This window comes from Peribacillus huizhouensis (assembly GCF_014138605.1).
Classification (GTDB): Bacteria; Bacillota; Bacilli; order Bacillales; family DSM-1321; genus Peribacillus; species Peribacillus huizhouensis.
This window is the reverse complement of the sequence record NZ_JACJHX010000012.1, coordinates 110,680-129,789: the sequence shown is the minus strand read 5'-3', so window position 1 is coordinate 129,789 and position 19,110 is coordinate 110,680. Positions and strand designations below refer to the sequence as shown.

Annotated in this window: 21 protein-coding genes; 7 read left to right on the top strand and 14 right to left on the bottom strand. The window is 37.1% G+C overall.

The genetic code is table 11. The features are described 5' to 3' along the window. Positions 1–113: 113 nt before the first annotated feature. Positions 114–287: a small, acid-soluble spore protein K gene (locus HNP81_RS17045; RefSeq protein WP_182503387.1), complete on the top strand. Its 174-nt coding sequence runs from the start codon at positions 114–116 to the stop codon at positions 285–287. A 126-nt stretch (positions 288–413) separates the two neighbouring features. Here HNP81_RS17045 and HNP81_RS17040 read toward each other — a convergent pair whose 3' ends face one another. Then, complete coding sequence (locus HNP81_RS17040) at positions 414–734, bottom strand: YfhH family protein (protein WP_182503386.1); 321 nt, start codon at positions 732–734, stop codon at positions 414–416. Positions 735–813: 79 nt separating this feature from the next. Continuing rightward, positions 814–1,632, bottom strand: a complete 819-nt coding sequence (gene recX / locus HNP81_RS17035) for a recombination regulator RecX (RefSeq protein WP_312859695.1) — start codon at positions 1,630–1,632, stop codon at positions 814–816. Between the two features lie 134 nt (positions 1,633–1,766). On the opposite strand from recX, the gene HNP81_RS17030 reads away from it, so the two are divergent. After that, on the top strand, positions 1,767–2,672 hold the full coding sequence (locus HNP81_RS17030; RefSeq protein WP_182503384.1) for a TIGR01777 family oxidoreductase: 906 nt from the start codon (positions 1,767–1,769) through the stop codon (positions 2,670–2,672). 63 nt (positions 2,673–2,735) lie between these two features. On the opposite strand, the gene HNP81_RS17025 is transcribed toward HNP81_RS17030, so the two are convergent. Then, positions 2,736–3,170, bottom strand: a complete 435-nt coding sequence (locus tag HNP81_RS17025) for a DMT family transporter (RefSeq protein ID WP_028390291.1) — start codon at positions 3,168–3,170, stop codon at positions 2,736–2,738. A 999-nt stretch (positions 3,171–4,169) separates the two neighbouring features. Here HNP81_RS17025 and HNP81_RS17020 point away from each other — a divergent pair. Then, positions 4,170–4,301, top strand: coding sequence for a YfhE family protein (locus HNP81_RS17020; RefSeq protein ID WP_376766757.1), 132 nt, complete (start codon positions 4,170–4,172; stop codon positions 4,299–4,301). Positions 4,302–4,404: 103 nt separating this feature from the next. Then, complete coding sequence (locus HNP81_RS17015) at positions 4,405–4,572, top strand: YfhD family protein (protein ID WP_182503382.1); 168 nt, start codon at positions 4,405–4,407, stop codon at positions 4,570–4,572. A gap of 115 nt (positions 4,573–4,687) precedes the next feature. On the opposite strand, the gene HNP81_RS17010 is transcribed toward HNP81_RS17015, so the two are convergent. From HNP81_RS17010 to HNP81_RS16985, 6 genes are all read right to left on the bottom strand, one after another. Then, entirely contained in the window at positions 4,688–5,209 is a 522-nt protein-coding gene (locus HNP81_RS17010) for a DoxX family protein (protein ID WP_182503381.1), read from the bottom strand. 404 nt (positions 5,210–5,613) lie between these two features. After that, a complete protein-coding gene (locus tag HNP81_RS17005; RefSeq protein ID WP_028390290.1) occupies positions 5,614–6,714 on the bottom strand; it encodes a GerAB/ArcD/ProY family transporter in 1,101 nt (366 codons plus the stop codon). Positions 6,715–7,322: 608 nt separating this feature from the next. Further along, positions 7,323–8,417, bottom strand: coding sequence for a GerAB/ArcD/ProY family transporter (locus HNP81_RS17000; RefSeq protein WP_028390289.1), 1,095 nt, complete (start codon positions 8,415–8,417; stop codon positions 7,323–7,325). Between the two features lie 55 nt (positions 8,418–8,472). Beyond that, positions 8,473–8,694, bottom strand: coding sequence for a hypothetical protein (locus tag HNP81_RS16995; RefSeq protein WP_028390288.1), 222 nt, complete (start codon positions 8,692–8,694; stop codon positions 8,473–8,475). Then, entirely contained in the window at positions 8,691–9,881 is a 1,191-nt protein-coding gene (locus HNP81_RS16990; protein ID WP_034300276.1) for a Ger(x)C family spore germination protein, read from the bottom strand. The genes HNP81_RS16995 and HNP81_RS16990 overlap by 4 nt, the downstream gene beginning before the upstream one ends. Positions 9,882–9,929: 48 nt before the next feature. Further along, positions 9,930–11,507, bottom strand: a complete 1,578-nt coding sequence (locus tag HNP81_RS16985; RefSeq protein WP_182503380.1) for a spore germination protein — start codon at positions 11,505–11,507, stop codon at positions 9,930–9,932. A 450-nt stretch (positions 11,508–11,957) separates the two neighbouring features. Here HNP81_RS16985 and HNP81_RS16980 point away from each other — a divergent pair, with 450 nt between their 5' ends. The 3 genes from HNP81_RS16980 (at position 11,958) to cdaS (ending at position 14,991) form a co-directional block, all read left to right on the top strand. Beyond that, positions 11,958–13,370: an FMN-binding glutamate synthase family protein gene (locus HNP81_RS16980; RefSeq protein ID WP_182503379.1), complete on the top strand. Its 1,413-nt coding sequence runs from the start codon at positions 11,958–11,960 to the stop codon at positions 13,368–13,370. A gap of 151 nt (positions 13,371–13,521) precedes the next feature. Further along, the gene (locus tag HNP81_RS16975) at positions 13,522–14,028 is read left to right on the top strand and encodes a DUF3189 family protein (protein ID WP_028390284.1); all 507 of its coding nucleotides are present in this window, start codon (positions 13,522–13,524) and stop codon (positions 14,026–14,028) included. Positions 14,029–14,379: 351 nt separating this feature from the next. Further along, positions 14,380–14,991, top strand: coding sequence for a sporulation-specific diadenylate cyclase CdaS (gene cdaS / locus HNP81_RS16970; RefSeq protein WP_182503378.1), 612 nt, complete (start codon positions 14,380–14,382; stop codon positions 14,989–14,991). A gap of 9 nt (positions 14,992–15,000) precedes the next feature. On the opposite strand, the gene HNP81_RS16965 is transcribed toward cdaS, so the two are convergent. The 5 genes from HNP81_RS16965 to HNP81_RS16945 form a co-directional block, all read right to left on the bottom strand. After that, the gene (locus tag HNP81_RS16965) at positions 15,001–15,909 is read right to left on the bottom strand and encodes an HD domain-containing phosphohydrolase (protein ID WP_182503377.1); all 909 of its coding nucleotides are present in this window, start codon (positions 15,907–15,909) and stop codon (positions 15,001–15,003) included. Positions 15,910–16,091: 182 nt separating this feature from the next. Continuing rightward, entirely contained in the window at positions 16,092–16,667 is a 576-nt protein-coding gene (locus HNP81_RS16960; protein ID WP_182503376.1) for a hypothetical protein, read from the bottom strand. 277 nt (positions 16,668–16,944) lie between these two features. Next, the gene (locus HNP81_RS16955; protein WP_034300435.1) at positions 16,945–17,979 is read right to left on the bottom strand and encodes an AI-2E family transporter; all 1,035 of its coding nucleotides are present in this window, start codon (positions 17,977–17,979) and stop codon (positions 16,945–16,947) included. Positions 17,980–18,088: 109 nt separating this feature from the next. Next, positions 18,089–18,712: an exonuclease domain-containing protein gene (locus tag HNP81_RS16950; protein ID WP_182503375.1), complete on the bottom strand. Its 624-nt coding sequence runs from the start codon at positions 18,710–18,712 to the stop codon at positions 18,089–18,091. Positions 18,713–18,730: 18 nt separating this feature from the next. Next, positions 18,731–18,961, bottom strand: coding sequence for an excisionase family DNA-binding protein (locus tag HNP81_RS16945; protein ID WP_028390278.1), 231 nt, complete (start codon positions 18,959–18,961; stop codon positions 18,731–18,733). Positions 18,962–19,110: the final 149 nt, after the last annotated feature.

Here is a 19,110-nt window from a genome sequence, read left to right as displayed (position 1 = left end):
TCCTTTACCAATTTTTTAATTATAGAATTAATCATACTTCCTAGATGTTTGCCAATACTATTCTTACGCGCTTAAGAAGCGCGACGATAACTACTGTTTGAAGGAGAAAAAATATGAGAAATAAAGCGAGTAATTTCCAAAATCAAAACAAAAATAGGTTCGAAGGTGGACCTCGAGCAAAATCTGAATTTTCGTCAAAGCGTGCAGATGGAACGATTAATGACCATCCTCAGGAACGCATGAGAGCCTCAAATGAAAGAACCTCTGATAGCCTAGATAATATTTAAAAAGCTGTTACATCCTTCTCAGTGGTGGGACTGACCTTGCATTTGCTGCGCGGAGAGATTAGCGACTTTAGAACATGACTAACCATCAGTGGTGGATGAAGCACCCCCACTGATGGAAATTTCTCCTTATTTAATTGGTGTTAACATTGAAATTGGCAAAGCTTCATCTTGCTTTGTTCCGCTTAATCGATAGCCCCAGGCAAAGACCCCATTTAGATAATCAATTTTGAAATACGTTCCTGGATCCCCTTCAATGCTGTACATTTCACCAGGTATATAGTCGTTTGGATTAAGAAGGTAAGCTTTTGCCATAATCGCTTTCCGTTCAAGGACTGCAAATTCATTAACCATTCCAAGCTGCTCCGCTTTACGAGCTTTCTCATGTAAACTAGCAATTTCTTGTTGAAGCTCATACACTGACATTTGGCTATATCTAGAATCACTCATCATTAGCACCTCTTTAAAATACCATCCTCAATAATTTTTGGCATATTTTCTAAAAAATTGTGTACTCACTTTAAAAACTTTACTCTTCATCGGCTAAGTACCGTTCTATTATTTCAATTGCAAAGCCCTTACGAAATAACGCTTGCTTCATTCGTTGCTCATATTCATATCCGGTATACCCTTGATATTTTCGTTTAAGTTTTTCAGCCTGATACATGATAGATTGCCACTCTTCGTCATCATCTTTCTCAATTGTAATCTCTTTTAATGCAATCGAGATTACATCCCTTGAAAACCCTTTACGGGATAATAGTTGGTCCAACTTTTGCTGTAAGGCCCGCTGAGAAAGCTTTGTCTCTTTCTTAATTGCTTTCTCAGCCATCACAACAGCATGTTCAATTTGCTGCTCACTCGGATATTCCATCAACGCTTGCTCAATAAGTGATTGCTTGATTCCTTTTTCGATTAATTCTTGCTGAATGATAATCGGCCCTTTATTACCACCATTCACATAGGTTCTTACAAATGCACGAGCAAACTCGAGGTCATCTAAATACTTATATTTATATAGTTTCAAAACTGCTTCTTGTATAATCGGTTCATCTACTTCTTTTTTCTTTAAATACATTCGAATTTCTTGCTCTGAGCGCATACGGTGCGATAAATAATTCAATGCGCTTGTAAAACTTTTCTGAATTTCATCGTACAGTTGAATATCGGCAAGGTCATATTCATTAATTTCCATACCTTTTTTTAATTGAAATTTCAATAATACTTCTTCATCAACACTAAAGGCGTACTCCTCACCTTTTCCTCTTCCATAGTCCATGAAGACATTATATCGGTCAGTTCGTTTTTGTTGAGTTGTTATTTTCGTAATAACCGCCAAGAATACCACCTCTTCATCTAATGTACCATATTTTAAAGAAGGGATATGCGAAAAAGAATCGAAATAAGTATAAGAATCTTCCATTATGGGAGGGTTTTACTGCTTGATAAACTAGGATCAAGCTTGCAACGAGGAGGCTTATGATGAAAATTGCTATAGCAGGTGGAAGCGGCTTTGTCGGAATGGCTCTTATTCAAGAGCTTAGAAAAGAAAACCACGAAATTTATATACTTACAAGAAATCCAGAAGACAAAAAAACAGTTACTGGTGTTAAATATGTGAAATGGCTTGTACAATCTGCAAGTCCTGAAATTGAGCTTGCAGGTATTGAAGCATTCATCAATCTTTCTGGGGAATCCTTAAACAGCGGGCGTTGGACAGATAAACGAAAGCGTCAAATAGTCGAGAGTCGGGTTGAGACAACGAGAGAAATGATTCGAATCCTTTCGATGCTTACAGAAAAACCAGCGGTTGTCATTAATGCCAGTGCAATCGGATATTATGGAACGTCGGAAAAAGAGGTTTTTACTGAAAAGAGCGGAACCTTTGAAGAAGATTTTCTATCACGCACAGTTCAATTATGGGAAAAAGAAGCGTCAAAGGCAAAAGCATATTGCCACCGGTTAGTATTTGCACGTTTCGGGGTCATACTTGGCAAGAGTGCAGGAGCGCTCCCTATGATGGTCACCCCTTATCATTTTTTTGCTGGTGGGACAATTGGAACAGGACGACAATGGCTTTCTTGGATTCATATTACAGATGTAGCTAGAGCACTTTTGTTTTGTGTGAAACATGACGAGATTAAAGGACCTGTTAACTTTAGCGCCCCATCCCCCCGGCAAATGAAAAACTTCGGAGAAACAATTGGTACAGTGCTCAATCGACCTCATTGGTTTCCTGTGCCATCGTTTTTGTTAAAAATAATGCTTGGCGAGATGAGTGCCCTCGTATTGGAAGGACAAAAGGTGATTCCAGATGTTTTACAACGTCATGAATTCACCTTCACTTTCCCCAATCTAGAAGTAGCACTTCACGATTTATTAAAATAATTTATAAAAGTTAAGGACCATTTTGGTCTTTTTCTTTTCTTGTCATTCCAGACAAATTTCTACCTACTTATGATTAAATAAATAAATAGATCCGAGCATGAGCACGATTGCTACTGCTTTCTTACCATCAAGGGCGAATCTCTCCCCTCCAAACAGGCCAAAATGGTCGATAATTGCCCCCATAATAATCTGCCCTGCAATAACCGCAAAGAGAGCTGAAGAAACTCCAAGCTTTGGAACAGTTAGCACCATGATCACTACATAAAAAGCGCCAAGCAGTCCGCCAACTAATTGCCCTTTCGGAACCTCAGAAATCGCCAGTAAATTCCCTTTGCCCAAAAAAAGCACAACGAAAAATAAAGCGGCTGTGCCGACAGAGAATGAAATAAACGAAGCTTCTATCGTCCCAACTTTTTTCCCAAGCCCTCCGTTGACCACTGCCTGGATTCCTACAGCAAGTCCACCAGCTAGTGCCATCAACAGGTATATCCATTTCACAAACTTCATCTCCCTTATGTACTCTAATTATGTTCTTTATAGGAAAGATATACTACATGATACAGCATAAAGAACATCTCATCCCCACTGATAGTTCGTCCGATTCCCAGTCGAAAAATGGTTAGCAAACGTTTTGATAATGTGACACAACGCACCCGATTAAGGGAACACAACTAAAAACGCCGCTGTATGATATGTTTCACAACAATAGGTTAATTAAACTTCTGTAGCGTTTAGTTACATTGAGTCTTATCATTCGGAGATTGTCGGTTCGGTCTTTTAAACCTTCAAAAAATGGCATTATTCCTAACAATTCCAATTATGCAGGAATCAATAGAAAATGTGAAGTAGTACTTCTGAATATGCACTTTAAGGACTAGTGAATCGATCCAATTCTTATTCTTCTTGATCTGTTACCTCTTCTAATCATTTTGAACAAAAGGCCGAGCATTAGCCGCCGAAGTAGTCTACTTTTTCTTAATCCAGTAGACAAATGAAGTTATCCAAATTTCATTTGTTTCTCCTAAAAAACTCCTGAAGACAAGACCGCATATAATCTCGTCAAAAAGCTTTTGATCTTTTTTTAAAGTTAAATTAGTAGTTCTAATAATTTTCTGAAGAACATGGAATATCACTGCGGATTAAGGATGGTAGGTAAGATGAGGACGATGGCGAACTTATTATTTTTCCGCAAAAAAAAAGCAATATTCATTAAGCTTTTTGCTTTTGAATATTGACCACTATTGGTTTAATCGTTTTATTACCACACTCTTTACAAATCTCATTCTTCTTTGTCAGCGTTAAACAATAATTGCAGTAGTATCGTTTCATAATTACCCTCCCTTTCATATGCTTAGTTTAATCCAGTTTTATTTTATCTGTGTATGAATCTTGTAAATAAATTCTAAACTTTGTTTACTTACACAATACGCTTAAAAAGTTCATCGTATAAAATCAATTTGATTGGAAAAAATATGAACAACTGCTAATTAGGAGCTGATGAAGATGGGAAGCAAAAGAAAAGAAAAATTAGTCAAGAACAAATTAACATCCACACAAGAATTTCTTTACTCAAGGGACTTTAAGAAAGCGGATCGTGCTGGTGGATACACGTCAAGCAAACTATATTAGACTGGATAAATTCCCCTATCATATTCTCATGATTTCTACAAAAGCTAAATGGGAAACAACCTTTATAAGGTGTTTCCCATTTAGCTTTTTGGGGGGAATAAGGATGGATAAACAGCATAACCAACAGCCACATCAACACTTTAAAAATCAAATAAGCGATGGACTTGATATCGAATTTTCCCAAGAGCTTGCTGACCATGATGACTTAGAAGCACAAAAGCGCTCAGAAGCAGCAGATAAACGGGCAAAACAGAAACGCAATAAGCAATAAGAAAAGAATGTTCCAAAACAAAAAGGTCAGACCCCATATCTACTTTACATCGGATATATGACATATATATGATGTTAAGAGTGTGAGGTCTGACCTTTACGACATCCTTGCTATCTTAATGAGCAATTTCTCTTTTTCGATAAACCTTTCCCTTCCCCTTAAATTTACCCATCCCTGCTTTAATGAAAGGAAGTACAAAGCGGTCTACACCATAGTTGTATGCCCCGGTCCCCGCAAAAAGCAGAATGATTGCAATTGTGTAATAAACTGGGTTCGTGCTAACTGTCCCTGCCAATAGGAAGTTAAGATTCATGAAGGCTCCTGCAATTAATGCTGGAATTGTCGCCACTCCAAGAATTAGGCCAATACCTACTAGTAATTCCCCCCATTGAACGAAGAAGCTAAATAGATCTGCGTTCGGCAAAGCCACATTTTCTAAGAAACTTGCGTACCAACCTTGTACTGCCGGGTGGTCTCCTCCAGCATTCGCTATCGCTCCTTGAATAAATCCACCTGCATTAAATTCACCACTAGTAAGTTTGCTCCAACCACCCATTACCCATTGAATACCTAACCATACTCTTAACACTGTCCAAACTCCACTTATAACCGGACCGCTTTTCCAATTTCTTTTCATTGTAAACCACTCCTTAAACTGGATTTAATAAAAGTTTGTGAAACGTTTCACATAATTAATTAAAAAAATATTTCTCGTTCTATGGATTGTTTGTCTAGAAGTTTATTTGTGAATGTTTTCACTAACTTTCTATATCTTCATCATACTACCTCCAATCCACTTTTGCAATAACGTTCACAAAGTAGTAACAATCATCCTTTTTTCAATAAGTTGATTGATATATATTGCAAAATAATATCACATACGTATCGCGCTCAATTCGAGTCCCATAGTGTCATATCGAAAATATAATACTTAATCTTAAGTTCTTCGTATATTGAGCGCATCTAAATTCAAAACTTTCCTCTAACAACTGAACCTAAACTCAGACTCCACACCATCTAACAACCATTAGATGTATAAAATCAGCTAGATTTAGTTTTTTTAAGTTTTCTTTTCCGTAAGACAGCTATCACCAACAAAAACAGCGGAATAATTGTTTGAACGATTACTCCCAAAAGCGGGAAGACTCCAACACTATTACGTTCTATTTCCATTGTATTAGGTATCGACCAAAAGCCGAATACTACTAACAGAATCCCTAATGGCCATACAATAGGACGATATTCGGAAAGATTTAGCCATTGTGTAGTGCCTAAAGTAGCCACATAATAAAACACTGATATTTTGATAAACGTTCCTACTATCCAAATAGCCATGACAACAGACTCAAAATGTTCAAAAAATTCCGCGATACTGATGTATCTTGCTACGTTCATCAGCGGATAAACCTTTGAGGATGTTGCTGGACCGAGTACAAATAGGACGACCAGATTCACCACAACCAACGTCATCATTACGGCAAATGCCGTTATCATTCCATATTTCATTCCCCTTTTTTTATCCATTAAAAAAGGTAAGAGAAAAATAATCATAAAAAATTCCGTGAACCATCCACCTGGCACTATCGCCCCCTTCATTGGAGGCCAAATTCCATCCCCTAATATTGGGAATATATTCTTAAATTGGAAATCAGGTAATACTAAAATGATTAAGATGAGAAGCGGGAAGACAAAAAGAGGAAAAAATATTTGAGCTGCTCTCGCTATTACTTCTAAACCGCCGTATACAATATAAGCACATAAGAATACCATTAATACCATGATAACGATAATTGGGGTACGAACTAGAAACGAATCGACAATAAATTCTGCGTACTCTCTAAGAATTTCTCCCGCGGACTTGATATAAAAAAATAAAAATAATAAACCAAGAATTTTCCCAAGAAACCTACCTATGATAAGTTCACTAAATTGGATAACCGTTTGTTTTGGATAAAGTTTATGCAGTTTATAGGCGATGTACACCGTCACATACCCGATGAAGGATGCGAAGATAGGGGACAGCCATAAATCCGTTTTAGCATATTTCGCAGTAATGCTCGGCACACCAAGAATGGCAGAAGCTACAATCGTTGGATACATTATGATTGCCATCTGAAGAGCTGAAATTTTACCTTTCTCCATCTTCTTCCTCCTTTTTATAATAGGCTCTTTTCGTAAAGATTGTTGTTTTTAGCAAGAAACCAATTCGAACAGATGTTGATCTTCGTTACAGGTGCGAGACTCCTGCGGGAAAAGCGTGTTGAGGGAGACACCGCAAGTGCAAAGCACTGAGGAGGCTTCTGAGACCGCCTCTACAACGGAAATCAACCCGGGTTATTAGTGTAAAAATGATTGAAAAGCAACAAAGTATGTGAAAACAGCCTTATAATAATATATAAGCGAAATCATGCCATTTACTAATACAATTACTTTTCCAAAAACCCAAAAGGTGGTTAAAAGAATGTCTATCCATGAAGTGGGTCGGACATTCTTTCGAGATCGAATATGGATCGTATCCAGTTGATGAACGCAGTGTAAAAATTGCTTTATTTCTGCTAACAATTCACCGATTTTTATATAGCCCTGTCTACAAACATGAGCCTTAATGATTGTACACTTTTTCGATTTAAGCCTTCACCGCTCCTAAATAGTCAGCTTTCATATCATCTTGCATTCGGTCAACTTGACATGCTTTTTTATACTCTTTTTCCAAACAATTTTTTATTTTTAAATTAAATATATCTACTATGTCATACGGTTTCTTTACTTTTTCTTTTCCGGAAAACTGCCATCACCACCAATAACAACGGAATAATCGTTTGAACGATAAATCCGTATAGGGGGAAGACCCCGATATTAAAACGCTCTATTTCCAATGTATTAGGAATTGACCAAAAGCAGAATACTACTAACAGAATCCCTATCGGCCATACAATAGGACGATAGTCCGAAAGATTTAGCCATTGTGCAGTACTTAATGCAGTCACATAATAAAACACTGATATTTTGATAAACGTTCCTACTATCCAAATAGCCATGACGACAGACTCAAAATGTTCAAAAAATTCTGCGATACTGATGTATCGTGCTACGTTCATCAGAGGATACACTTTTGAGGCTGTTGCTGGACCGAATACAAATAGGACGACCAAATTCACCACAACCAACGTCATCATTACGGCAAATGCCGTTATCATTCCATATTTCATACCTTTTTTTCTATCTTTTATAAAAGGCAGGAGAAAAATGATCATAAAAAATTCCGTGAACCATCCACCTGGCACAATCGCCCCCTTCATTGGAGGCCAAATTCCATCCGCCAATATCGGGAATATATTCTTAAATTCAAAATCAGGCAATACTAAAATGATTAAGATGAGAATCGGGAAGACAAAAAGAGGAAAAAACAATTGAGCTGCTCTCGCTATTACTTCTATACCTCCGTATACTATAAAAGCACATAAGAATGCCATCGATGCCATGATAACACTAATTGGGGTACGAACTAGAAACGAATCGACAATAAATTCCGCGTACTCTCTAATAATTTCTCCCGTGACCTGGATATAAAAAAATAAATATAAAAAACCAAGAATTTTCCCTAGGAATCTACCTATGATATATTCACTAAATTGAATAACCGATTGTTTTGGGTAAAGTTTATGCAGTTTATAGGCGATATACACCGTCACATACCCAATGAAGGATGCGAAAATGGGGGCCAGCCATAAATCATTTTGGGCATATTTTGCTGTAATGCTCGGCACGCCAAGAATAGCAGTAGCGACAATCGTTGGATACATCATAATTGCCATCTGAAGCGCAGAAATTTTACCTTTCTCCATCGTCTTCCTCCCTCCTTTGATAGTATAAAAAAATAAGATGCCTCCACTGATACAATTACTTTTCCATAAACTCGCCAAACGGCTTGAAAAGCGTTTCAAGCCATGTAGTCGGTCCTGCCATATGGGATAGATCGAACATGGATAGCACCAAGCCGATGAGGAGCAATGTAAAAAAAGCCACTTTGTCTTTTTTAGGGTTTTGTTTCATTTTCGGCCATTCATACAAAATGATAAGTACCACGATGATCGTTGTACTTACAAAAACTCCCCATCTCATTGTTCTTTCACCTCTTTTTCAGGCATTCCACCTGGTTTGGTTATATAGCCCTGTCTACGAATATGAGCCTTTATTTCTGTTTCTAATTCTATCTCGGGGAATATCTCATTCCAGCGACCTTTGTTTTTTTTCCATTTATCAGGATATTTACGTGAGAACTCTTCACCGAAACCTAGAATATCGGTTTTCAACTCTTGTTGTGTTTGTTGAAAAGCTAGTTCAATACGCTTTTCTATTTCTTTTTCAAACGCTTTTTCTACAACCTTTATTGATTTTGGACTTGAAAGGTTCAGATTCGTTCCATTCTGGATTATAGTTCCTTCTGTATCAATCTTCACAACCATTATCCATTTCTTATTTCGAATTTCAGGAACCAACTTTACAGAAGCCTTAATGGGATTTATTGATATCTCCCCTTTTTCAGCACCTGGTTTAAAGGTAACTGTATATGCCTCTATTTCATTTCTTATCCACAATATTCCTCTTGTTTCTTTTTCCGTCAGATTACCTATCATTTTATCTTTTTTAAACACTGCTGTTCCGGCAATGTAAGGCTCTCCTTGTAATTTCTCTTGCCCCTTCCCTGGGGGGTGGATATCGACTATTGGAAGTGCGGCTGCTTGAACAATACCGATTAACTTTTCATCTAAATCCTGTAATGTTACCTTCATTCCGATATGTAAATCAGAAAGTTCCCGAAGTCCTTCCGCCGAATAGCGTTCAAGGGGAGCAAGTAATTCGAGAATAGGCTTTGCTTTCCCTTCACTGACATACACATACGCTCTCTCTCTTGGCTGCGGATGACGGAGCAAAAAATCCAAATGTTCTTGGATTCCTGCCTTTGCTAACTTTTCGCCGAATATAAACACTTTACAATGTCCCCAAAAAACTCTGCGTGGAAACTCACTTTGAAGCTTGGACAATGCATCTGAAATATTTGATCCTTTATGAGAAGCCACCATTGTAACAGCTCCTCCTCCGCTCATACCTCCCCCTCCTTCACTGCCTCCTCCACTTAATGCTTTAGGGATAAACACTTGTAGAGATAGTTCGATTTGATTGTCATCTTTTTTATCGATGGCTGCAGCTGTAACAATGGCCAAATCATTAACTTCCACTCGATCCCAGCAACCGCTTACTATTAAGGTTACACCGCATATTAAGATCAAAAGAAGGATGTTCTTCATGAAGAGACGCCCCTTTCCTTTCTCCAATTTTTAACCCGACTCCAACTTTTACTCCGTTTCACTTCCCCTTTTGGGATTGGGTGCCTGTTCTGGGGCCTGACGGTATAAGTTAGATTCCCCAGTGAGGCGTGGTCGTGTATCCATCATCCACCAAGGAGCTCTCCATAACACATCTTTCAGCTCACGGCCTTTTAATGGTGCTAGTGGTGATAAATAGGGAATTCCGAAAGAGCGTAAACTGCATAAGTGAATGACTATAGCGATAACGCCCATCATAATGCCGAGCAATCCTAATGTACCTGCAAGTAGGATCATCGGAAATCGCAGCATCCTCAACGCAATTCCTGCAACATAACGAGGCATCATGAAAGAAGCAATTCCCGTAATTGCGACCACAATGACCATCGGTGCTGAAACCAATCCTGCTTGAACGGACGCTTGGCCAATTACAAGCGCTCCAACAATGCTGACAGCCGAGCCTATTTGCTTCGGTAATCGAACCCCAGCCTCTCTCAGTGCCTCAAACGTAATCTCCATGATTAACGCCTCTACTATGGCAGGAAAAGGAACCGCTTCTCGAGACGCTGATATGCTAAGCAGTAGCGATGTTGGTACTGCCTCATGATGGAAGGTCAAAATAGCAACATAAAGTGAAGGAAGCAAAAGAGAAATTCCAAGAAAGACAAAACGTAACCATCTAATAAAGGTGCCCACCATAAAGCGTTGATAATAATCCTCATGTGATTGAATCAAAGAAAAGAAGGATATGGGTGCAATTAAAGTAAAAGGAGTACCTTCTACAATAATGACGGCCCTCCCCTCCAACAAATTAGCACAGGCGATATCCGGCCGTTCTGTTGACATAATCTGAGGGAATGGTGAATACGGATTGTCCTCAATCATTTCCTCAATGTACCCACTTTCTAAAATGCCGTCTATTTCAATTTTCTTCAATCGATTCGTTATCTCTTCAATTAATGTTTGATCTACAAGTCCATCGATATACGCTACAGCAACTGTCGTCTTCGTATAATTCCCGATTTTCATTGATTGGATTTTAAGAGCAGGGCTTTTAATAATACGTCGTAATTGAGACGTATTGATCTCTAAAGATTCATTAAATCCCTCTCGAGACCCCCTGATTCCCCCTTCTGCAATCGGTTCTTCAATCCCCCGTTTTTCCCATTTGGCCAATCCTAAGGAAAACCCCGCACTCTCCCCTTCAATGAGAAGAATCGGATTCCCAGAAGAGATTGATTCGATGCAATCCGCCAGCATATTCACTCTTATTACTGTAGAAACGGGCATTTTATTCTCAAGAAACTCGTTTATTGAACTTGGCACATTATTTGGTTCATTCATGAGTGGAGAAAGGACAAATTCTTCAATACCTTCAATATTTGTAAGACCCTTAATATAAATAATTGTTGCTTTCGTTTTTCCGAAAAGTAAGAACGGACGGAACATGACATCAGAACAATTATTGTAAACGGAGCGAAATGTCTCGACATTTTGATAATAATTTTTATGAAGGGTATCCTGTGGTTTAGAATCGTCGTGATTCTTTTGTACATGAGGTTTCTTTTCTTTAGTTTTCCTTACTAATCTACTCACATTACGAATCAAGTTGATCCCCCTCTTTTTCTGGTGACCCTATCTCCTATTTTCTATAATTCTACATTTAGGGGATTCTATACAAGTAATCCTAAAATTGGTGTAAACAAATTTTTAAAGGCTCTTTCGTAAAGATTATTTTTATAAGCAAAAACAAATTCGAGCAGATGTTGATTGGAACGGATATGCGAGACTCCTGCTTAGAAAAGCGTGTTGAGGGAGACCCCACAAGTGCAAAGCACTGAGAAGGCTTTTTTAGGCCGCCCGGAAAGCAAGTACCTGCAAAGAGTTTGTTAGTGTAATAATAATTGAAAAGCAACAAAGTATGCGAAAACAGCCCTTTTTAAAAGAGAAAAAATTCGTATCAGAATATTAGCTCTCACTACAATACATAATTTCCCTGTATAAGGATATGATGTTTATTATGGTATATAAAATTTAAGTTGATCGTGGAGAATTGATATGTCGAACCTTTTATTCTATTTTACTTTTGCAATGATAGCCGTAATATTTGTTTTCATTTTAGTCATGCTCATTGGTTGGCGATGGATCATAAAACAAATTGTGAAGAAGACGGGGAAAATCATTTTAACCGATAGTTATCAAGAAAATATTATCGAGTTGATGCCTGGTATTCGCCATATGGGTTTTCAAAATGTGCTTGAAAATAGCTTACGTGCACAAACAGGCGATCTTCTTCACCGCCCATTAGGTTCTTCAAAAAAATGGCCCCATTTAGATCCAATTACCTTTATTCCTGCACAAACGACACCGTTTCCTATTGATGGTAAAGAAGAAGTTGATGTGAGTATAACCATTGGTCCAAAAGCAAAAAAACCGCTAAAGATAAAAATCCCACTCATGATCAGCGGCATGGCTTATGGAATCGCTCTAAGTGAACAAGTAAGACTAGCGTTAGCAGGAGCAGCTAAAAATGTAGGAACTGCGATTAACTCTGGAGAAGGAGGCATCTTACCTGAAGAATTAGATACTGCAGGAAAATATATTTTGCAATTTTCCAAAACAGAATGGTCCAAAGAAGAAGAACTTATTCAGCGTGCTGACATGATTGAAATTAAACTTGGGCAAGGTGCATTGTTCGGGATGGGTGGGAAAATATCTCCCAAAAATTTAACAGGCCGCGCTCGTGAAATTATGGGACTTAAAGAAAATGAGGACGGAGTCATTTATGAACATTTTTTTGAAAATCAAACATTAGCAGATTTAAAAGAACTTGTGTTGGAACTTCGTGACATAACAGGTGGTGTTCCAATTGGTGTAAAAATCGGTGCAGGTGGAAAAATTGAAGAAGATATTGATCATTTAATTGAGATTGGTGTTGATTATATTGCGATTGATGGAGGACAAGCAGCCACACACGGCGCCCCACCTATCTTATCAGACGACTTCGGTATACCATCATTACATGCAGTTGTCCGGGCTGCCAATCATTTAGAAAAAAGAAACATGAAAGGACAAATAAGTTTAATTATTTCAGGAGGGCTTTTAGTACCAGGTCATTTTTTAAAAGTACTTGCACTTGGTGCTGATGCAGTATATTTAGGCTCTTCTTTATTATTTACTGTTGCGCACAGTCAAACATTGAAGGCACTTCCATTTGAACCGCCTACACAAATTGTTTGGAATCAAGGAAAATTCAAGGACAAATTTAATGTAGATGAAGGAGTAAAAGCTGCAGAAAAATTCTTAACAGCGAGTGTAGAAGAAATGAAAATCGCACTAAGAGCAATGGGAAAACGCTCTTTACAAGAGTTGTCTAAAAACGATATCGTATCTTATGACGAACTAACGGCTAAAATGATTGGCATTCCATTTTCCTTTGAACCTTGGAAAGGCAAACAAGAAAATAAGTAAGTATGAGTAATAAACAAGATAGTACACGAAGTGATTTTCTATTGCGAATTGGACAATGCCTCGCTGCCAATAAGCCCTTAGTCATTTTGGATAGAGCAATTATTATTGGAGATACTAACAAGATATCGAAGTTTTGAAAAAGGGTGAAATCATGATATTTATCTATAATGATTATGCCGGCACACATAGTACAGCACTTGCGGCAGCGTATCATTTAAACAAATTACCTACTGATCGAACATTAACAAAAGCAGAAATACTAAATGTTGATTTTTTTAATAAATTAACAAACCGCGATATGGGCAGAATCATTTTTCATGGGGTAGATGAAGAGGATAATTCTGTCTATACCCTGGGCCGAAAGAATGATAAGCTTGTCGTCCCAGCACTAAAAAACTTAGGTGAAATATTGCAGGATGTATATCAGGGAGATGAAAAAATTATTTTTTCCAACACTTCCCATACCGTACCATTTGCGATGACAATGGGAGGGCTATTTTCCAGGCGACTAAAAATAGATCGTATCGGTGTCCCATTATTAGTCTTAGGAGCAAAGCAATGCTATCCTAATATTATTCAATTGGTAAATTACACGAAACAAGCAGGACATTTAGCAAAAACTAAGACTGTTATTTTAGAAAATAAAAGTTTTAGCTAATGAGTTATACCACTCCAAAACTGGTATATATAGGAAAAGTTATCCACAACTTTGTGGATACTGTGAATAAAAATTCTGATTATTTAAACAACTATCGAAAAGCACAAAGAGTTATCCACTTCCTTTTTACGTAATTATTGGATAAGTTTGTGGGTAATGTGGATAAGTTGGACTATTCTTTATTATCAGATATTTATAGATGTGGAAAAGCATATTCCCTATATATTAGCTATTAAAAGAAACACTTCCCCCACTAGAAAATTTATTAGTACTATATTAAAACAGCAACGAAGCACATAAATACCTATAATTTGATCAAGCTAAAATAAAAAGAAAGGAGATTGAAGAACGATGAATACATGTGATTTTTCACCTATGAAACAAAGCATTGAAGCAGATATTAAGGGAATTATTAAGCAACTCGAGAAATCATTGAGCTTACTTCAAAAGGAAAGTAATTGTATATTGGGGAGCTTTGAGGAGATTAAAAATCGATTTGTTCAAGTACAATCAAGTGCAGCTGGCTTTTATATGAATTGTTATTTATCTGAATACACAGCAAAGTATGAAGATATTTCAAGAAGTATTCAACACCTTTCCTTGATTCGTCACGGGGCTCTTATTGTTATTGAACGATCAATCGCTGTAGATCGTTTCATCCAAAAAGGAACGATGATTCGTGCTGAACTGACACCACAATTATTAGCTACCATCTTTTATCCTGGAAATCCGTTACATGATGGGGCTGTCCTTATTCGCGGTAATGAAATTTTCTCAGCTGCCAACATCCTTCCTTTAACTAAACAACAGGTTGGAGATAAGAAAATGGGTACAAGACATCGTGCCGCTTTAGGATTGTCCGAACAATGTGATGCAGTAATTCTTGTTGTATCTGAAGAAACAGGAAAAATTTCCTTCGCTCTCGATGGTGAGTTTTACCCGCTAAGTACGAGCATCATCTAATATAAGGCCTTATTCTATTTTTCCTTCTTCTTTTAGGACAGATTCCAATGCCTCTACGACATTGATATCATAATGGGTTCCGGTTAACCCTTTAATTTCTTCCATTGCAAATTGGGCAGAGAAAGCTTTACGATATGCGCGATCCTCTGTCATCGCATCAAACGTATCGGCAACACCAATAATTTTAGCTGGCAAAAGGATTTCATCTTCCTGAAGAGCGTTTGGATAGCCTGAGCCATTTAACCGTTCGTGATGCTGCTCAATGATATCGGCTAAATACTTATAACTTGTCTCACTGACTATGTCAGCACCATCTTTGGAATGCTTCTTTATAATATCAAATTCTTCCTTCGTCAGCTTGCCAGGTTTCTGTAAAATTTCAAGCGGGATATTGATCTTTCCTATGTCATGAAGTTCAGCAGCTAAATATAAATCCTTCATTTGATCTTTAGAAAAATTCAATTTACTAGCAATTTTCACAGAGTAATTTGCTACTCTTATTCCATGATTATATGTATATTTGTCTTTAGATTCCACATTTAAGACAAGTTTTCTTAAGTTTTCAATGTCTTCACTTATGTGATGAAATGTAGGCTCAGTTATAATCCATAAATAACTCACATCTGTTTTAGCTTCAAATAAAATAGGCTTTTTAATATTTTTTGCTGAAAAATAATCATTCTTTTTTAGATTCGTTTTTCTTCCATTTTCTACATACTCTATTTGCCCTGACAAAATGTAGATAAATTCAAATACTTTTGGATTATCACTTGGATAAAGATAAAATACGCGATCTTTAAAAACGGTTTGTAACATAACTTCAACATTACTATTACTCTCTAAAAGACTAATAATCGTGGAATTATTCGTCACTTGTCCGATATATGAGCCCTCTTTCATTAATCTAAGACCTTCCACAATTGTTCATCCTTTCAAAAACAAAAATAGAGGGTGTCCCCGTAAGAGTCTAACCTCGCACTCTAAATCAGTATGTTGTGTTTCGTATACTGTCTTTAGTTGTTGCGGGGTCTAACCCTTTACTTTTGGGACACCCACTTGTTTAATTTTACTCCACTACGAAGGATAAACTCAAGACAAATTTATGATCCAACCACTTGAATCGGATCAATCCATGCCCACTTATGAGCGAAATTTACATATTTCCAAACACATTCTGCTTTGACGCCTAATTCAGCGGCTTTTGCAATTCCTTCAGCAGATAGTTCTCTAGTCAGCACGTCGACATCATGGATAATTAAATTCAATGATTCGTTGTATGTAAGCGTGAGCTCTGCAAACTCTGATGATTGTTCACTAAGTACTGCCTCAAGACTAGTAACTTCAGCTGTTAATGTAGCTACTTGCTCTGAAAGACTAGCAATCTCACTTTCTTCCGTTGCTACTATCAGTGCCTTTTCAAGATTTATTAATTCACTTCTTAATGCAATAATCGCTTCTGTACCTTCTATTGATTGTATATCAGCGAAATATGCGTCTTGAAGTACTCCAGCAGAATTTTCCGCTTGGACAATTTCCGCATCGATTACCGCGTTCGTTTCATCAATGATACGCAATGCCTTTTCTACATTTTCATTATCTGTTTCTGCTGCAAAAACACTGGTTCCGACAGTTAATGATAATAAGAATAGCAATACGCTTACACTTCTTTTTAACATTTTTGTTCCCCCTGTTGAAATTTTTCATGACGAGCTTAACAATTGCTCTCGACATTTATTAGTATTAATTCCCATTATATCTGGTATTTGGACATTTTTCTACATTTTTATAGTAAGAGGAGAGGAACTATGATTATTTTTGAATGCTAGCGAAAATCAATAGATGAAGATAAGCCCCAGATCACTTACCTACTCACCTAGAACTCATTTTAATTACTGGATCATTGAAAAAGGATCGTATCAAGTAGACGGAAATCCACTTGATACGATCCTTTTTTCATTTGACTCTGTTTTCCTTAACGTTTGGTTTTTCGATATTTTTTGGTATTTCCAGCATATCAATCACAAAGATAAAGATTGGGATCCCAATGATCAATCCCCAAGCACCAAGGAAATGTTCAGATAAAAGCAATACGGCTAGAGTGAAAAATGTAGGTAAGTTTGTCTTGACTGACATGAACTTAGGATTAAGAACATAAGCTTCAATTGCATGAATTACAGCAATCATCACTAGAACCGCGATAACCTTTGAAAGGTCCCCAATGCTATAGGCGATCATGCAAAGAGGAATTAAGGAAATAATTACACCTGCTACCGGGATTAAACCAAGAAAGAATATCATAATTCCTAGCCCCAGTAACTGCGGAAAACCTAGAATCCATAAAAACAAAACAGACAGAACGGAATTCGTTATCGCAATCAAAAATTGTACTTCAATAACTTTTCCAAACGAATTCGTAAATTTTTTCCCAAAGTGTTCAAGATTTACGAAAAACTCGCCGAACTTCCCATACTTAAATTTTGAAGTGAAGCGAATTATTTTATCTTTTTCAAGCAATATAAATAAGCTTAAAATGATGGAGATAAGTACTTGAATGGCGAGTGAACCTATTCCAGATAAATAACCGTATAGGGCATTGAATTGCTTCGGAATATCAAAAGACGAGTCAGGACTATTAATGATATCTTTTATATAGCGAATCACTTGGTTATCTGGTGGGTGCTGATAAAAATGAAAAATTTGGCTAATTAATTCGGAAATTTGCATTGATATGACAGGCAGATATTTGTAAAGTACATAGGCGAGCGCAAGTACAAATAATGTGTATAATACGGCTAGAATCAGCTTAGGGTTTATTCTTACGTATTTATTTGCATAGGCTGACAAAAGGTTTTGAAGACGCCCCATAAGAAAAGTAAAGATAAACGTAAATAAGACGAGATTTACCATACTTCCCATACTATAGAGCACAATAATCAATATTAATAATGTTAAGAACCTGGTAAAACCTTTACTTTTTAAAAAATTCATTACTTCATTCACTTATCTATCTCCTTATCTCTACGGTGCTTACTAGTTTTTCCATTTTCAAATTTTTTACACATTTTATGGATATAGAACTGTATGTAGTACAATTCGTTTATATGTTAAAAGCTGATTTCCGTTTTACTTGTTTAGCAGCAGGCTTGTATTTTCGCATCGGCCCGCGTTTAAGTATTTCCTGCAAATATAAGTCACCGTAAGGATTCTGTTTTTTGATAAGTTCTAGTAAATATGTAATGTCATCCATTGCTCTATGAGATTGAAAGTCCGATATAGAGTGATGTTTCAATAATGTCAATAACTTACTGTTATACATGCCATAATCTTTCCAGGCGACACCTCTCATTGTGCAGTACCACTTCAGTTCATTAACATCCGGATACATTCGAACTAAAAAACTGCGATCAAACGATGCATTATGGGCAAAAACTGCATTTGCATGATTAAAGTATGTCTTAATCTTTACATCATAAAAACTTTTTCCACGGACCAGCTCGAACGGGATTCCGTGGACTTCATAAGCATGATCGTAGTTCCGCCTTGCACTCGTAGACATGGGCTCCCTAAGGAAGGTGTCTTCATCAATTACTTCCAAGACTTCCCCTGTTAACTCATTAAAAGAAAACAGCTTCATGGCAAGCTCAATCATTTCATCTTCATTTGGACTTAACCCAGTCGTCTCGACATCTAGAACCAAACCTACCTTTTTTTGAATGCTCAAACTAGACCCCCCTCGTATTTAATCTTCGTCCTTAATATCCAAATCCTCATGGATCGGTTCACTCAAATATTCCTCATACTGTTTTTTGTATGTCTCAAGCTGTTCGAAATGAGTCTTGAACTGATCCTTATATATTAAATATTGCTGACCGTCATGTACGGTTCGAATTTTATTTTGCGAAATCAAACTTTCAATATAAGATTCAGGCATTGATAAATATTCAGCTGTCTCTTTAATCGTTAAATACATGGCCTTCACCTCTTAATTTTCTATATTACTACTATACTAAAAATTATAGAGTAGGACTAAATATTTTGAACAAAAACTTTCTGGAAAATCGAAAACTCGCTATCTTTTATAGGTCATTTTATGCCCTCTCTTAGTTTAAGCAGACAAAT

Excerpts from the sequence above, each read along its gene's own strand:
- HNP81_RS17045 (WP_182503387.1), top strand. The coding sequence starts at position 114 with ATGAGAAATAAAGCGAGTAATTTCCAAAATCAAAACAAAAATAGGTTC.
- HNP81_RS17040 (WP_182503386.1), bottom strand. The coding sequence starts at position 734 with ATGAGTGATTCTAGATATAGCCAAATGTCAGTGTATGAGCTTCAACAA.
- HNP81_RS17030 (WP_182503384.1), top strand. The coding sequence starts at position 1,767 with ATGAAAATTGCTATAGCAGGTGGAAGCGGCTTTGTCGGAATGGCTCTT.
- HNP81_RS17020 (WP_376766757.1), top strand. The coding sequence starts at position 4,170 with ATGAAGATGGGAAGCAAAAGAAAAGAAAAATTAGTCAAGAACAAATTA.
- HNP81_RS17015 (WP_182503382.1), top strand. The coding sequence starts at position 4,405 with ATGGATAAACAGCATAACCAACAGCCACATCAACACTTTAAAAATCAA.
- HNP81_RS17010 (WP_182503381.1), bottom strand. The coding sequence starts at position 5,209 with ATGAAAAGAAATTGGAAAAGCGGTCCGGTTATAAGTGGAGTTTGGACA.
- HNP81_RS17005 (WP_028390290.1), bottom strand. The coding sequence starts at position 6,714 with ATGGAGAAAGGTAAAATTTCAGCTCTTCAGATGGCAATCATAATGTAT.
- HNP81_RS17000 (WP_028390289.1), bottom strand. The coding sequence starts at position 8,417 with ATGGAGAAAGGTAAAATTTCTGCGCTTCAGATGGCAATTATGATGTAT.
- HNP81_RS16995 (WP_028390288.1), bottom strand. The coding sequence starts at position 8,694 with ATGAGATGGGGAGTTTTTGTAAGTACAACGATCATCGTGGTACTTATC.
- HNP81_RS16990 (WP_034300276.1), bottom strand. The coding sequence starts at position 9,881 with ATGAAGAACATCCTTCTTTTGATCTTAATATGCGGTGTAACCTTAATA.
- HNP81_RS16980 (WP_182503379.1), top strand. The coding sequence starts at position 11,958 with ATGTCGAACCTTTTATTCTATTTTACTTTTGCAATGATAGCCGTAATA.
- HNP81_RS16975 (WP_028390284.1), top strand. The coding sequence starts at position 13,522 with ATGATATTTATCTATAATGATTATGCCGGCACACATAGTACAGCACTT.
- cdaS (WP_182503378.1), top strand. The coding sequence starts at position 14,380 with ATGAATACATGTGATTTTTCACCTATGAAACAAAGCATTGAAGCAGAT.
- HNP81_RS16960 (WP_182503376.1), bottom strand. The coding sequence starts at position 16,667 with ATGTTAAAAAGAAGTGTAAGCGTATTGCTATTCTTATTATCATTAACT.
- HNP81_RS16955 (WP_034300435.1), bottom strand. The coding sequence starts at position 17,979 with ATGAATTTTTTAAAAAGTAAAGGTTTTACCAGGTTCTTAACATTATTA.
- HNP81_RS16945 (WP_028390278.1), bottom strand. The coding sequence starts at position 18,961 with ATGTATTTAACGATTAAAGAGACAGCTGAATATTTATCAATGCCTGAA.